Source organism: Actinokineospora baliensis, assembly GCF_016907695.1.
GTDB classification, from domain to species: domain Bacteria; phylum Actinomycetota; class Actinomycetes; order Mycobacteriales; family Pseudonocardiaceae; genus Actinokineospora; species Actinokineospora baliensis.
In genome coordinates this window covers 585,971-600,476 of the sequence record NZ_JAFBCK010000001.1, presented here as the reverse complement: position 1 = coordinate 600,476, position 14,506 = coordinate 585,971, and the positions used below count along the sequence as shown (strand labels likewise).

Below are 14,506 nucleotides of genomic sequence, written 5' to 3'. Positions count from 1 at the left end.
TGTGGGTGAGAGTCCAGGTTATCCGTTTTGCCGGGTTAGCCGGTGACGAAGGCGCTTCCCTTGGGCTCGCCGTCGGCTGGCCGGGCCAAACAGTACAGGTACGGGCGGTCCTGACTGCCCGTTTCGCTGGGCAAGATCTCGATCTGCCAACCGGCGGTGTTCTGCCCCTCGGCGGTGCGCGCCGCCATCACCTCGGCGGTGCAGACGCGGCTGACCTCGGGCAACTCCGCGATGGCGGTCCCGGTCATGTCCGTGGCCTCCTTGGGGAGCCAGGTGCCGGTGAACGCCTGCCAGCTGTGGTCTTCGGCGCACTCGGTCGGCCGCGCCTTGATGTCCACGTCGGCGATGTTCACCAGCCCGCCGAAGCACTTGTCGGCTACGCAGAAGCCATTGGCCCCGCTGTCCGCACAGGCGGACATCCCCGGCGGCGCGGCAGCCAGCTGCTGTGCCGCCGATGTCGGCTGCGACCCCGACTGGGCCACCTGCGAGGTCTCCTGCTTCGTCAAGGAACGCCCGAAGTACCCAGCCGCCAACAATGCAGGTACCGCCACCACGGCCGCGGCGATCTTCACGGCCCGCGCGCGGTTGCTCGACACCTGCGGAAGAGGCCGAATCGGCCGCAACCCGTCGAGCTCATCCCGCAGCTGCGCGGCGTTGGTGGTGCGCCGCGACGAATCCGACGCAAGGGCGTTGAGCAGCGCCGCGTTCAGAGCAGGCGACGCGTCCGCTATAGGCGCGACCGGAGCCCGTAAGGCCGCGATGAGACCGTCTAATGACTGCGCGGGCCAAGGGATATCGCGCGGACGCGCACCAGCCGCGAGGGTATAGAGGGTCGCGGCGAGGGAGTAGATGTCACCAGCCGCACTAGGCGCCGCATGCGCGAAGACCTCAGGCGCGGCGTAGTAGGGGCTAAGCGCCCCAACGGTCACGGTGCTCTCCGCGTGTGCGTCGAGGATCGCCGCTAGGCCGAAGTCGGCGAGCTTCACGGCACCGAAGGAGTTGACCAGGATGTTCGCGGGCTTGATGTCCCGGTGCAGGATGCCGACCTGGTGCGCCTGGGCAAGAGCGTCCGCGAGCCGCGCCCCCATCTCGACGACCTCACTGGTGGGCAACCGCCCCCGCTGCGCCAACACGTCGGCCAGAGACCCGCCGGTGCAGAGCTCCATGACGATGTAGGGCCGCCCATCAGCGGTCACCCCGGCGTCGTAGACGTTGACGACGTGCGGGTGCCCCGAGAGCCGGGCGGCCGCGCGGGCCTCGCGCAGGAACCGATCCCGGTCCCGATCCGTCTGCAGGACCCGGTTGTCCACTTTGACCGCCACATCGCGGTGCAGCCGGTCCTGGCGGGCGAGGAAGACGGTCCCGAACCCACCCTGCCCGAGCGGCCCAGCGAGCGTCAGCCCAGGAATCGTCGGCGGCCGAGGTGTCACATGCACGGGTGGAATCTACTGGTGGCCGCTACCCCTTGGCCGCCGCCTTCGCCGCCTTCTTGTAAGCCCGAACCTCCCCCAACGACTCAACCCCGGTGACGTCCGCGACCGACTTCCGCGAGCCGGCCACCCCGTAGTCCCCCGCAGCCTCACGCCACCCAGCAGGCTTCACCCCGTACTGCTTGCCAAGCAGCGCAACGAAGATCTTCGCCTTCTGCTCCCCGAACCCGGGCAGCGCCTTCAACCTCTTGAACACCTCAGCCCCATTGGGCTTCCCCACAGTCCAAATCCCAGCCACATCCCCGTCGTACTGCTCGACTATGAACTGGCACAACACCTGAACCCGCTTGCCCATAGACCCCCCATACCTGTGGATGGCAGGCGGAGTAACCGCCAACTCCACGAAGGCCTCGGTGTCGTACTCGGCGATCTCGTGCACATCGAGCTTGTTGCCCAGGCGGGTGTAGAGCTTGTGCGGCCCCTTGAACGCGATCTCCATCTGGATCTGCTGGTCCAGCAGCATCCCGATCAGCAACGCGAGCGGACTCTCCACCAGCAACGCGTCGGCGTCGGGATCTTGGGCAATGCACAACTTGGGTGTCATGGAGCACATCGTGGCACGGTGGGCGTCTGCCGTGCTGGGAGTGTTGGGTGTTGTTGCTGGTCAGGGTCGTGCGCAGACCCCTTGACTATCCTTGGTACCAAGGTAGCCTTGGGTACCGGAGGTGTGTTATGGCTGGTGCTTCGATGCCGGTAAAGGTCGACCAGGAGACGCATGCGTTGCTCGCGCATGCGGCTACGGCACTACGCACGACCCAGAAGGATCTCCTTGAGGCGGCGGTACGTGAGTACCTGGCTGCCAGACGTGAGGAGATCGGGGCCGCGCTTCGGCGCACCATGCAGTTGATTGACGGGACTGATGCGAGCCGTGTGGCGGCGTTGACCGGAATGTCGCGGGAACGTCTGGACGAGCTCGGTGGGGTCGACGAGTCCTGATGTCAGTTCGTCCCACTCTGCGTTGCCTGCGCGATGAACTGGGGCTTGAGGTGCCGCCGGTTACCGTGCCGCTGAACGAAGTCGACCATCCGTTGGTTCGGAAAGCGAATGACCAGTTCTCGGCGCCCTCGGGCCCGCGAGAGCGGATCAGGGCCGTTGATGACACGGTGATGTTCAAGGTCAAGGTGCGGCGTTGGCGCGGTGCCCTGGTTGATGCGGGTGAGCCTAGTTGGCTGGTTGCTGCTGGTATCCGCGAGGATGGCAGCCGTGATGACTTCTACGCGGCACTCGCGGAGTCCCTGAACGCGGCGCGCATCTGGTACAACGCCGAACACGCCCAATCGTTGGCGACGCAGACCTACAGTGCCGGGCTGTTGCCCACCGTCGACGACAAGGACCGATACCGCGCGGAAGCGGGGGTCCGACTACTTCGTGAGCTACGAGCGGCTGTGCACGGCGTTGTCCATGCGTCGTTGCTGGACGGGTATGAGCACACCTCAGAGATCTCCGGGGCTGAACTCGGAGTCGTCGTGCGTGCGGCTGAGGACAACGCGACGTATGTGGCCCTGCGGATCGTGGGATCGGTTCCCGACGACCTTGTGGCGGTAGTGCTAAGCCTTGTACCGGGGTGCGATCGCGACGGCTGGTACCCGGAGTTCGCAATGCCGGAGCGGCAACTCCGGGCCAATGAACAGGCGTACTCCAACTTGATGGATCCCGTTGCGGCAGCGGAGTTGCTCGAAGCGCGCGACGGCGCCTAGGCATATATCAAGACACCTGCTGATCCAGCAGCATCCCGACCAGCAGTGCGGGCTGGCTCTCGGACAGCAGGGCGTCTGCCTCGGGGTTCTGGGCGATGCAGATCTTCGGCGTCATGGGGTCATCGTGGCATGGGAGCGCCAGTGGCCGTCGTCGCCCTTGACTGCCTGCAGCCTGTTGCGGCTGGCCGCCACGCGTAGGGCGTTTTCTGAGAGGTCGGGTGTGGCGAGGGCTGCCAGGGGGACCAATTTGACCGGGCCTGCGACCGCGGGCATCACGAACTTGTACAGGTCCTGAGTTGTTCGGTTGACGCCCCGTCAACCGAACCGAACAACTAACGCATGGTCAGGCGGCGCGCCGGGGCTGCTACATAAGGTAGTTGAAGGTAACTCTTCGTCAAGTACTTCAGGTACTTGACGTACTTGACGAACCGGCGGGTCTCGGCTCATCATGGGGGAGACTTGGAGGTGTCATGTCGGCCATGCATGTGGAGAGTTCCACTTCCGCGCGAACTCGGATGAAGGAGTTGCTCGACACCGCTCAGCGGGGGCACGTGGCGACGGTGACCCGTGATGGGGTTCAGGTCGCGTTGGTGGATGTCGTTCGGATGCAGCACTTCCTGGCTTCGATCATCTCCTCGCGCGCGGAGGTGGTGCAGGAGGGGGCTGGTTGGTCGGTGTTCATCCCGGGGCTTCCGGTGGCCGCGGACGGGGCGACGTTCGACGGGGCTTTGGGGGAGATGGTCGACGCGCTTCGGGAGTACGCCGAGGACTGGCAAGAGCGGCTTTCCGCGGCGCCGAATCACCGCGACAACTGGGGGTTGGTCCAGTTGATCAGCCTGAGCACCGATGAGCAGTTGCGTGACTGGCTGGTGGGGGTCAGTCGGTGAAGTGGCCCCAGCCGACGAGGCAGGACCATGACGCGTTCTGCCGCGGTGAGGGCTGGGAGAGGGTGCGTGACGCGGTCGGTCGGACCGTGACCCACCACGTCACCTACGAGTTGCACCTGCCGGACGGGCGGGTGCTGCGGACACGGGTGTCCCACCCGGTCGACCGCTCCGATTACGGTGCCAACCTGTGGGGCCACATCCTCCGCGACCAGTTGGAGGTGGACGAGGCGGCGTTCTGGGCGTGTGTCCACAAGGGAGTCCTGCCGAGTCGGGGTGTGCCAACGCCACCCGCTGCGACGTTGCCAGCGAACCTCGTCTACACCTTGATCCACAAAGCGGGCCTGCCCGAGGCCGAGGTCGCCGCCATGAGCCGGGACGAGGTCGTGGCCAGGGCGCAGCGGTTCTGGGCCGAGGGTCGGTAGCCCTACTTCCCGTGGACGGCTTGGTGGGCGGCGTTGCGGAGGGCGGTGAGGAGTTCGGTCAGCGGGGGGTTCTCCATGGCTGTTTCGCGGATCGCGGCGTGGATTTGGCGGATGGGTTCGGGGTTGCGGATTCGGCGGGCGACGGTGCCGGGGTGGGGGTTGGACAGGCCCATCACGGGGATGAGGCTGATGCCGAGGCCCGCGGCGACGAAACCCTGGGCGTTGGTGTAGTCCTCGCTCTCCACCGTGACGTTCGGGGTGAAGCCCGCGGCGGCGCAGGCGTCGAGGATTATTTGCCAGCAGGGGCCGCCGATGGGCCATTCGCCCACCCAGGGTTCTTCGGCCAGGTCGGCGAGGTCGATGATGCGCTTGCTGGCCAGGCGGTGGCCTCGGGGGAGGACCACGCGGTACGGGTCGTCGAGCAGGTGGGTCATGTGGACGCCGCGGGGGGCGGTTCTGGGGTGCACGACGATGGCCAGGTCGGCTTGGCCCTGGGCCACCTCGGGCAGCGGGTCGCCGGGGTCGACCAGCTTCAGGTCCACCTGGACGCCCGGGTGCACTGCGCGCAGGCGGGCCAGGGCGGGCGGCACCAGGGCGGACCCGGCGGTGGCGAAGTAGCGGATGGCGAGCCTGCCGGTGCGGCCCGCGCGCAGGTCGGCCAGCGCGGTCTCGGCCTCGGCGACGTGCCGGGAGATGATCGCGGCGTGTTCGGTCAGCAGCCTGCCCGCCGCCGTGGGTTGGACGCCGCGGCCGACGCGCTCGAGCAGCGGGATGCCCGCCTCGCGCTCCAGGGTCGCTATCTGCTGGCTGACCGCTGACGGTGTGTAACCGAGGTTGGTGGCCGCCGCCGTCACCGAACCGCTGGTCACCACGGCCCGCAGCACCTGCATGCGTCGCACATCAAGCATGTAGTCCAGCTTAACGGTCCATGCAGGACATTTCACTTGTCCTGGACGAAGGTCTCCAGCACAGTTGCCGATGGGATGACCTGATCGAGGGGGGAAACGAGTGATCAGCGGCAGTAGGGGCACCTTGGTCAGGATGGGCCTGCTCGCGCTCCTGTGGGGGTCCAGCTTCCTCTGGATCAAGCTGGCGCTGCACGGCCTGAACCCGGTCCAGATCACCGTCGCGCGGTGCGCGCTCGGGGCGCTCGTGGTGGTCGTGCTCTGCTACTCAGCGCGACACAAGCTGCCCCGCGAACCCCGGGTCTGGGGTCACCTGGTCGTGGCGGCGTTCTTCGGCAACGCGCTGCCGTTCGCCCTCTTCGGCATCGGCGAGCGGACCGTCGACTCCGGCGTCGCGGGGGTCATCAACTCGACCACCCCGCTGTGGGCGCTGCTGATCGGCATCCTCATCGGCACCGAGCGCACCCTCAAGCCGGTGCGCCTGGCGGGCCTGCTGCTCGGTTTCGGCGGCACCCTGCTGATCTTCGCGCCGTGGCAGCAGGCGGGCCTGGCCAGCTGGGGCTCGCTGGCCATCCTCGCCGCCGCCGCGAGCTACGCCGTCAGCTACACCTACATCGGTCGCACCCTCTCCGGCCGCGGCGTCGCCCCGATCGCCCTGTCCGCCGCGCAGCTGCTCACCGCCACCGGCCTCAGCGCGCTGGCCCTGCCGGTCGGCGGCTTCCACACCGTCGACCTCACCCCGGCCGTCCTCATCGCGATCGGCGTCCTGGGCGTCTTCGGCACCGGGTTCGCCTTCGCCATCAACTACCGGCTGATCGCCGACGAGGGCCCCACCAACGCCACCACCGTCGGCTACCTGCTCCCGGTCGTCTCCGTGCTGCTCGGCGCGGCGTTCCTGGGCGAGGGCATCACCGTGCGCGTCGTCTTGGGCATGGTCGTGGTGCTCATCGGCGTCGGCATGACCCGCTGGCAGAAGAAGGCCCCGTCCCCGGTCGTCGCCGAGGACACCACCGCCGTGCTCGCCAAGGCCCCCTAGACCAGGCGCCGGTCGGAGGCCCAGCGGGAGAGCTCGTACCGGTTGGACAGCTGGGTCTTGCGCAGGACGCTGGACACGTGGGTCTCGACCGTCTTCACTGAGATGAACAGCTCGGACGCGATCTCCTTGTACGCGTACCCGCGGGCCAGTAAACGCAGCACGTCGCGCTCGCGGGGGGTCAGCAGGTCCAGCTCCGGGTCGCTGATCGGCGCCGCGCCCGGCCGGTCGGCGAAGGCGTCCAGGACGAACCCGGCCAGCCGGGGCGAGAACACCGCGTCGCCCTCGGACACGCGCAGGACGGCGGTCACCAACTCCTGGCTGGAGATCGTCTTCGTCACGTACCCCCGCGCGCCAGCCCTGATCACCGCGATGACGTCCTCGGCCGCGTCCGACACCGACAGCGCCAGGAACACGACCTCCGGGAAAGCCTTGCGCGACTGCCGCAGCACCTCGGCGCCGCCGCCGTCGGGCATGTGCACGTCGAGCAGCACCACGTCCGGGCGCAGGTGACCGATACCGGCGACCGCCTCGCCGACCGTGCCCGCCTCGCCGACCACCTCGATGTCGTCGGTGAGGGTGTCGAGCTCGGCGCGCACACCCGCGCGGAACATGCTGTGGTCGTCGACCAGGAAGACCCGGACCAAGCGCTTGTCACTCATGTGCTCACCTTCGCACGCGGCATGTGCAGCTGTACCTCTGTCCCGTCGCCGGGTGCGGTGCGCAGGCGGATCTCGCCGCCGTTGCGCTCGACGCGACCCCGGATGGAGTCGGCCAGCCCGTGCCGGTCGTCGGGGACGGCCTCCGGGTCGAAGCCCTTGCCCCGGTCGCGGACGAACACGGTGACCTTCTCCGGCTCGACCTCCGCGTACACCGACACCTCGGCGACCCCGGCGTGCTTGGCCGCGTTCACCATCGCCTCGCGGGCGGCCATGACCACCGCGAACAGCCGCTCGTCGAGCTCGCAGTCGCCGACGGCCACGTGCTGGACCTTGATCGCGAAGGTGTCCTCGACCTCGCCCGCCGCGCGCGCCAGCGCCTCGGCCAGCAGCCCGCCCTCGATCCGCCCGTCGGCGACCCCGCGCCCGTACCCGGACGGCCCGTACAACCAGCTCCGCAGCTGCCGCTCCTGCCCGCGCGCCAACCGCAGCACCTCACGCGGCGCGTCGGCCTGCTTCTGGATGAGCGCAAGCGTTTGCAGCACCGAGTCGTGCAGGTGGGCGGCGATCTCGGCGCGTTCCTCGGTGCGGATGCGGGCCCGCCGCTCGTCGCCGAGGTCGCGCACCAGCCGCAGCCACCACGGCACCGTGATCACCGCGACCCCGACCAGCGCGGCCACCACCGCCAGCAGCGCGAACTGCACCTGGTCGAGGCCGATGCTGCTGATCAGGAAGATGACGATGCCCGCGGCGACCAGCGCGGCCCCGCTGACCACCCGGATGACCGCCGAACGACCGCCACCGCCGAGCACCGCGCCGCGGACCCGGCGCCGCTGGCTCTGGTCGGCCTCCCGCCAGACCAGCGCGGCACCGACCAGCGCGACGCTGGTCGACCCGGCGACCCAGCCGTTGACCGTCCCGGCCAGCGTGCCCGCCCCGATCGCCAGCCCCAGCCCCAGCGCGACCAGGCCGAACGCCTGCTGCCGCTCCTTGCCGCTGATCTCGCGGGCGGGCTCGTCCGAGGACACCTGCTGCACGAAGATCCACAGCAGTCCGTAGGCCACCACCCCGGCGCCGCCCAGCGCCGCGAGCAGCGTGAACGCCACCCGGGTGTAGAGGACCGGGATACCGAGGTGGTCGGCGAGCCCACCGGCGACCCCGGCCATGGCACGACCGGACCGGCGGCGGTACACCTTGGGGTGCTCAGGTGCCGCCGCGGCCCGTTCGACGCCCACGACCGATCGCTCGATGTCCGCCCCCTGCTCGCGCAGTACAGCTGTCACGTCAAGAATGCTCACACGCGGGCCCCCGCGCCACATCGGGGTTTGACCCTGAAGGCAAAGTCAGGGTCGTTCCCGGATGCCGAACGCCCAGGTCGGGAGCCATTCTTGTCATCGTGAGTGGCACATCGAACCAGACGCGCCCCGGCGCAGCGAGCGTCGAGGAGACGCTCAAGGACTTCTGGGCGTCCCGACCGCGCAGGCCCCGGCAGGGCCGCAAGGTCGCGGGCGTCGCGGCTGCCATCGGCAACCGCTACGGCATCGACCCGGTCATCCTCCGGGTCGCCTTCGTCGTCGCCACCTTCTACGGCGGCGCCGGAATCGTGTTCTACCTGCTCAGCTGGCTGCTGTTCCCCGAGACCGACGACGAGACCTCGCCAGCCGAGGCGCTCATCGGCCGCGGCCGGTCCTCCAGCTCAACGCACTTCACCGTCGGGCTCGTGGTCGCGGTCATCGCCGCGATCAGCTTCTGGTTCGACTTCCGCGGCTTCCTCGGCCTGGTCGTCGTCGCGGGGCTGATGTTCCTGCTGCACCGCTACCGGGGGCACCTGAACCGGCCCGCGGCGCCCGAGCACGAGACCGGCCCGCAGATGACCACACCGCTGATGACCGTGCCGGTGGGCACGACGACCGAGGTGCCGACCCCGATGACCCAGCCGATCGCGGTCCCGACGACGACCGCGCCCCCGCCCTACGCCTACACCCCGGAGCAGCCCCCCGCGTGGGACCCGCTCGGCGCGGCGCCCTTCGCGTGGGACCTGCCCGAGCCCGCCACCCCGCTGCCGGACCCGGAGCCGCTCGCCCCCCGGCGGCGCTCCAAGGTCGGCGCGGTCACCGTGGCCACCGCGTTCCTGTTCGTCGGCACCGCGGTGATCATCGAGCCCTACGCCGGTACCTGGTTCAGCCCGTGGCACGTCGTCGGCGTCGTGCTCGGCCTGCTCGGCCTCGGCATGGTCGTCGGCTCGTTCACCGGCGGCGGCCGCGGCCTGATCGGGCTGGCGATGCCGCTGGCCGCGCTGGGCATCGCCGCGACGGTCGTGTGGCCCGACGGCTTCAAGGCCAACGGCGTCGGCGACGTGCAGGCGAACCCGACCACGATCGCCGACGTCCAGGCCGTCTACAGCCGCGACATCGGCTCCATCAACGTCGACCTCACCGGCCTGCCCACCAGCGGCACGGTCAGCACCGTCGCCGAGGTCGGCATCGGTGACGTCACCGTCACCGTCCCGGAGAACGCCGACGTCACCGTGTTCTGCGACGCGGGCATCGGCGACGTCGACTGCCTCGGCGAACAGCGCGGCGGCACCGACACCTCCGTCAGGCGCACCGACCTGGGCCCGGACGGCGCGGGCGGCCTGAAGATCGAACTGCGAGCCGAGGTCACCGGACCCGGGACTGTGAGCGTGCGACGTGGCTGACGAGACCAAGACCCCCCGGCGGATCGACCCGCTGACCCTGCTCGCGGGCCTGGCCACCCTCGCCGCCTCCGCCTTCGTCCTCACCGACGGCCGCATCTGGCTGCCGTCCCTGGACCCCCGCTGGCTACTGGCAGGCGTAGCCGTCCTGGTGGGCGTCCTCCTCCTCGGCGGCTCACTGCGCGGCAAGCGCAAATAGCCCCCTTCACCGCCACTCACGCGAAGGGCCCGACCACCCGGTCGGGCCCTTCGTCTCTTGCTGGGCGCCGACGTCTCCCCGCCCGTCCCGCCCGTCCCGCGCCGTCCCGCCCGCCCGCCCGCCCCGACCGCATTGCCAGCCACTGGACACTCGGAAGTCGCTGGTGCCACCCCAGCCCGCCGAGCCAGCCCACCCAAAGTAACCACTGGACACTCGGAGTCGCTGGTGCCAACTGCTCGATGGGGTGGACCTGTTTTGTGTGGGGGGACGTCAGTCGTAGCCTTGCTTCGCTGCAGGGCCATGCTTTTCGGCCCCGGCTTTTGCGGTCCTGCCACGGCTGTCGTAGGGGCCCCACGCAAAACAGGTCCACCGCATCGAGCCTGCACTCAAATCGCGGATCCAGCGCAATGTCGCGAAGCGACGAGCCGAAGATCCGACGGCGAAGCCGGAACCCGATCACCACCCCGGCCCGCTTCCGCCGAGTTGTCCACAACCCGCCCAGCCATCCACGGCATTTCGCCAACCCCCCACCGCCCCGCCTGCCCCGATAGACTGGCCCCGGGGCCGCCCCCCCCGGAGAGGGTGGGGGCTGTGCCGCGCGCGAGGCGCTACGGAAGAGCGGTGTTGTGGTTCTTGCCCTCGGCTCTCTTGGGGGCGTAGTAGGTCCGGCTGGTGGAGTCGGACAACGAGGCGAAGGCGGCGAAGAAGGACGCGCGTGTGAGCTGGCGGGTGCCGGTCCAGGCTGGATGCTCGCCCTTGATCCTCGTGCTGGAGCTACGGGTGACCAGCACCTCCGCCCGTCGCGGACGTCGACCCGGCGCAGGGTGCAAGGCAGGGAGCGGGCGGCGTCGGCGATGATGAACGCGTCCCGGGGCATCGGTTTCGCCCGGCCCAGGTAGAGGTCGGCAAAGCGGCGCATCGCCGACCGGGCATGTAGGCATCGATGGCCGGCACCCACGTCACGACGAGACCCGCCAAGCCGGTGGCCATGTCTCTGTTCAGCGGTCCCTCGATGCCACCAGACCCGGTGACACCACCCCCGGATCATGGATTCGAGTGGGGGCTTGTCATGCCGGGCCTGGTGACCACAGCTCCCTGATCAGGAACTACGAAAAGGCAACGAGGGCTGTGCCGCGCGCGAGGGTGTGGAAGAGCGGTGTTGGGGCTATGCCGTCTGGCTTACTCCCATTCGATGGTGCCCGGGGGCTTGCTGGTGACGTCCAGCACCACTCGGTTGACTTCCGCCACCTCATTGGTGATGCGGGTCGAGATCCGCTCCAGGACGTCGTAGGGCAGGCGGGTCCAGTCGGCGGTCATGGCGTCTTCGCTGGAGACGGGGCGCAGGACCACGGGGTGGCCGTAGGTGCGGCCGTCGCCTTGGACGCCGACGCTGCGGACGTCGGCTAGGAGGACTACGGGGCACTGCCAGATGTCGCGGTCGAGGCCCGCGGCGGTCAGTTCTTCGCGGGCGATGGAGTCGGCGGCGCGCAGGATGTCGAGGTTGGTGGCGTTGACCTCGCCGATGATGCGGATGCCCAGGCCGGGGCCGGGGAAGGGCTGCCGCTGGACGATGGTCTCTGGCAGGCCCAGTTCCTGGCCGACCCGGCGGACCTCGTCCTTGAACAGGGCGCGCAGCGGTTCGACGAGGTCGAACTCCAGGTCGTCTGGCAGGCCGCCGACGTTGTGGTGGCTCTTGATGTTCGCCGCGCCGGTGCCGCCGCCGGATTCGACGACGTCGGGGTAGAGGGTGCCCTGCACCAGGAAGCGGTACTTGTCGCCGCCCGCCTCGGCCTGCAGGTCCAGTTCGGCCTGCTCGAACACCCGGATGAACTCCCGGCCGATGATCTTGCGCTTCTCCTCGGGGTCGGTCACCCCGGCCAGCGCGGCCAGGAACCGCTCGCGGGCGTCCACGGTGACCAGGCGGACCCCGGTGGCGCTGACGTAGTCGCGCTCGACCTGGGCCCGCTCGCCAGCGCGCAGCAGCCCGTGGTCGACGAACACGCAGGTCAGCCGGTCGCCGATGGCGCGCTGCACCAGGGCGGCGGCCACCGCGGAGTCGACCCCGCCGGACAGGCCGCAGATCGCCCTGCCGTCGCCGACCTGGGCCTTGATCCTGGCCACCTGCTCGTCGACGATCGACGCGGTGGTCCACTGTGGACGAACACCGGCGACGTCGTGCAGGAACCGGCGCAGCACCTCCTGGCCGTGCGGCGAGTGGTGCACCTCCGGGTGGTACTGCACGCCCGCGAACCGGCGCGCGGTGTCCTCGAACGCTGCGACGGGGGCGCCCTCGCTGCCCGCGGTGACGGTGAAGCCCTCCGGCGCCTTGGTCACGCAGTCGCCGTGGCTCATCCACACCGGGTGCTTGCCTGGCAGCCCGTCGTGCAGCACGCCCGCGTCGGCGGCCAGGTCGGTGCGGCCGTACTCGCGGGTGCCGGTGTGCTCGACGGTGCCGCCCAGCGCCAGGGCCATCGCCTGGAAGCCGTAGCAGATGCCGAACACCGGCACGCCCGCCTCGAACAGGGCCGGGTCGACCGCGGGGGCGCCCTCGGCGTACACGCTGGCCGGGCCGCCGGAGAGGATGATCGCCGCCGGGTCCTTGGCCAGCAGGTCGGCCACGGTCGCGGTGTGCGGCACGACCTCGGAGTAGACCTGAGCCTCGCGCACCCGGCGCGCGATCAGCTGCGCGTACTGGGCGCCGAAGTCCACCACGAGGACCGGGCGATGACTGTCTGACATGACACATGACCTTCCGTTGTCGCGGAAGCCGGAGCACCGGATGGGACACCCCATCGGCGCACGGCGTCCAGCACCGTGCGCCGACCGGTCCCTCCCTGGGTTTCTCTCCCGGAGATGCCTGCCCGCGCACCTGTCGCGCGGGCTTTCCGTGACGCTCGAACCAGACCCGCGCCCAGGTGCGGCGCGGCGGAACCCTAGTCACCACCGTCGGTCAGCCGCCGACATCCTAACCCGGGGCCTTCTCGGCCAAGCCGCACGCCCGGTCGCGGCCTACCGTGGAGCCCATGACCGACGAACAAGACGCCGTGGTGGCCAAGCCGCGCCCGTTCTGGGTGGCGGGCAGGCCGCAGAGCAGCGAGGACACCCTTGAGGTGCGCCACCCCTACGACGGGACCGACGTGGCGACGGTGTCGGTGCCCACCCCGGAGCACGTGGAGGCGGCCATCGCCGCCGCTGCCGCCGCGGCCAAGCCGCTGCGCTCGGTGCCAGCGCACGTGCGGGCGAACGCGCTGGAGCACGTCTCGCGCACGCTGGCCGAGCGCACCGAGGAGATCGCCGAGACGATCACCGCGGAGAACGGCAAGCCGCTGAAGTGGTCGACCATCGAGGTGGCCAGGGCGGTGTCGGTGTTCAAGTTCGCCGCCGAGGAGGCGCGCAGGCACATCGGGGAGCTGCAGCGGCTGGACACCGACGCCAACGGCGAGCGCAGGCTGGGCCTGATCCGCCGCCGCCCGCGCGGTCCGGTGCTGGCGGTGGCGCCGTTCAACTTCCCGCTGAACCTGGTCGCGCACAAGGTCGCCCCGGCGCTGGCGGTCGGCGCCCCGGTGATCGTCAAGCCCGCGTCGGCCACCCCGCTGTCGTCGCTGCTGCTCGGCGAGATCCTGGCCGAGACGGACCTGCCAGCCGGGTCGTTCTCGGTGCTGCCGGTGCGCGGCTCGGCCATGTCGGCGCTGATCGAGGACCCCCGGATCCCGGTCATCTCGTTCACCGGCTCCACCGGCGTCGGCCACGGCATCACCTCCGCCGCGCCGCGCAAGCACGTGGTGATGGAGTTGGGCAGCAACAGCGCGGCGATCCTGTGCCCGGACTGGACGGACCTGGACTTCGCCGCCCGCCGGATCGCCACCTTCGGCAACTACCAGGCGGGCCAGTCCTGCATCGCCGTCCAGCGGGTCGTCGTGCACCGCTCGCTGGCCGACGAGTTCATCCCCCGCCTGGTCGCCGAGGTCGAGGCCCTGCACACCGGCGACCCGCACGACCCGAACGTCGACGTCGGTCCGCTGATCGACGAGCGCAACGCCGAGCGGGTCGAGACCTGGGTGTCGGAGGCCGTGGCGGCCGGGGCGACCCTGCTGACCGGCGGCACGAGATCCGGCGCGACCGTGGCCCCGACCGTGCTCAGCGGGGTCCCGGCCGCGGAGAAGGTGTCGTGCGAGGAGGTCTTCGGGCCGGTCCTCGTGGTGACCGTTGTGGACACCCTGGAGGAGGCCTTCGAGGTCGCCAACGGGACCGACTACGGGCTGCAGGCGGGTGTGTTCACCCGTGACCTGCAGGTCGCGTTCAAGGCTTCGGCCGAACTCGAGGTCGGCGGCGTCGTCATCGGCGACGTGCCGTCCTACCGCGCCGACCAGATGCCTTACGGCGGCGTGAAGGGCTCTGGGACCGGGCGCGAGGGTCTGCGGTCCGCGATGGACGACTTCACCGAGGAACAGGTGATGGTCCTGTCCGGGATCGACCTATAGGCGTTTGTGGGGCTGGTCATCCCGCTGGTACTAGTACC

15 protein-coding genes and 1 pseudogene are annotated in these 14,506 nt (G+C 69.9%); 8 read left to right on the top strand and 8 right to left on the bottom strand.

What is annotated here, in order from left to right; translation table 11 throughout:
- Positions 1-35: 35 nt before the first annotated feature.
- The gene (locus JOD54_RS02380) at positions 36-1,436 is read right to left on the bottom strand and encodes a serine/threonine-protein kinase (protein ID WP_307859798.1); all 1,401 of its coding nucleotides are present in this window, start codon (positions 1,434-1,436) and stop codon (positions 36-38) included.
- Positions 1,437-1,458: 22 nt separating this feature from the next.
- Positions 1,459-2,034, bottom strand: coding sequence for an HhH-GPD-type base excision DNA repair protein (locus tag JOD54_RS02375; protein WP_204448976.1), 576 nt, complete (start codon positions 2,032-2,034; stop codon positions 1,459-1,461).
- 143 nt (positions 2,035-2,177) lie between these two features.
- Between JOD54_RS02375 and JOD54_RS02370 the strand changes: the two genes are divergently transcribed.
- The 4 genes from JOD54_RS02370 to JOD54_RS02350 all read left to right on the top strand — a co-directional run bounded on the left by JOD54_RS02370 (position 2,178) and on the right by JOD54_RS02350 (position 4,496).
- Positions 2,178-2,426 (top strand): hypothetical protein, encoded by a 249-nt coding sequence (locus JOD54_RS02370; protein WP_204448975.1) that lies wholly within the window; start codon positions 2,178-2,180, stop codon positions 2,424-2,426.
- Positions 2,426-3,187, top strand: a complete 762-nt coding sequence (locus tag JOD54_RS02365; RefSeq protein ID WP_204448974.1) for a hypothetical protein — start codon at positions 2,426-2,428, stop codon at positions 3,185-3,187. The genes JOD54_RS02370 and JOD54_RS02365 overlap by 1 nt, the downstream gene beginning before the upstream one ends.
- 470 nt (positions 3,188-3,657) lie before the next feature.
- Complete coding sequence (locus JOD54_RS02355; RefSeq protein WP_204448973.1) at positions 3,658-4,074, top strand: RelB antitoxin-like protein; 417 nt, start codon at positions 3,658-3,660, stop codon at positions 4,072-4,074.
- 62 nt (positions 4,075-4,136) lie between these two features.
- On the top strand, positions 4,137-4,496 hold the full coding sequence (locus JOD54_RS02350) for a cytotoxic translational repressor of toxin-antitoxin stability system (RefSeq protein ID WP_307859797.1): 360 nt from the start codon (positions 4,137-4,139) through the stop codon (positions 4,494-4,496).
- Between the two features lie 2 nt (positions 4,497-4,498).
- On the opposite strand, the gene JOD54_RS02345 is transcribed toward JOD54_RS02350, so the two are convergent.
- Positions 4,499-5,404 (bottom strand): LysR family transcriptional regulator, encoded by a 906-nt coding sequence (locus tag JOD54_RS02345; protein ID WP_204448971.1) that lies wholly within the window; start codon positions 5,402-5,404, stop codon positions 4,499-4,501.
- Positions 5,405-5,537: 133 nt separating this feature from the next.
- Between JOD54_RS02345 and JOD54_RS02340 the strand changes: the two genes are divergently transcribed.
- On the top strand, positions 5,538-6,437 hold the full coding sequence (locus JOD54_RS02340) for a DMT family transporter (protein ID WP_239573257.1): 900 nt from the start codon (positions 5,538-5,540) through the stop codon (positions 6,435-6,437).
- Here the strand turns inward: JOD54_RS02340 and JOD54_RS02335 are convergent.
- Complete coding sequence (locus tag JOD54_RS02335; RefSeq protein ID WP_204448969.1) at positions 6,434-7,096, bottom strand: response regulator; 663 nt, start codon at positions 7,094-7,096, stop codon at positions 6,434-6,436. The two genes, JOD54_RS02340 and JOD54_RS02335, sit on opposite strands and share 4 nt — an antisense overlap.
- The gene (locus JOD54_RS02330; RefSeq protein WP_204448968.1) at positions 7,093-8,412 is read right to left on the bottom strand and encodes a PspC domain-containing protein; all 1,320 of its coding nucleotides are present in this window, start codon (positions 8,410-8,412) and stop codon (positions 7,093-7,095) included. The genes JOD54_RS02335 and JOD54_RS02330 overlap by 4 nt, the downstream gene beginning before the upstream one ends.
- Positions 8,413-8,489: 77 nt before the next feature.
- Between JOD54_RS02330 and JOD54_RS02325 the strand changes: the two genes are divergently transcribed.
- Both JOD54_RS02325 and JOD54_RS02320 read left to right on the top strand, forming a co-directional pair.
- A complete protein-coding gene (locus JOD54_RS02325; protein WP_204448967.1) occupies positions 8,490-9,791 on the top strand; it encodes a PspC domain-containing protein in 1,302 nt (433 codons plus the stop codon).
- Complete coding sequence (locus JOD54_RS02320) at positions 9,784-9,987, top strand: DUF3995 domain-containing protein (RefSeq protein WP_204448966.1); 204 nt, start codon at positions 9,784-9,786, stop codon at positions 9,985-9,987. The genes JOD54_RS02325 and JOD54_RS02320 overlap by 8 nt, the downstream gene beginning before the upstream one ends.
- Before the next feature lie 608 nt (positions 9,988-10,595).
- On the opposite strand, the gene JOD54_RS02315 is transcribed toward JOD54_RS02320, so the two are convergent.
- The 3 genes and pseudogenes from JOD54_RS02315 to guaA all read right to left on the bottom strand — a co-directional run bounded on the left by JOD54_RS02315 (position 10,596) and on the right by guaA (position 12,726).
- On the bottom strand, positions 10,596-10,778 hold the full coding sequence (locus JOD54_RS02315; protein ID WP_239573256.1) for a hypothetical protein: 183 nt from the start codon (positions 10,776-10,778) through the stop codon (positions 10,596-10,598).
- Positions 10,779-10,786: 8 nt separating this feature from the next.
- Positions 10,787-10,909, bottom strand: a pseudogene (locus JOD54_RS35915) (IS110 family transposase); the annotation flags it as partial.
- Between the two features lie 257 nt (positions 10,910-11,166).
- Positions 11,167-12,726: a glutamine-hydrolyzing GMP synthase gene (gene guaA / locus JOD54_RS02310; RefSeq protein WP_204448965.1), complete on the bottom strand. Its 1,560-nt coding sequence runs from the start codon at positions 12,724-12,726 to the stop codon at positions 11,167-11,169.
- A gap of 284 nt (positions 12,727-13,010) precedes the next feature.
- Between guaA and JOD54_RS02305 the strand changes: the two genes are divergently transcribed.
- Entirely contained in the window at positions 13,011-14,468 is a 1,458-nt protein-coding gene (locus JOD54_RS02305; protein WP_204448964.1) for an aldehyde dehydrogenase family protein, read from the top strand.
- Positions 14,469-14,506: the final 38 nt, after the last annotated feature.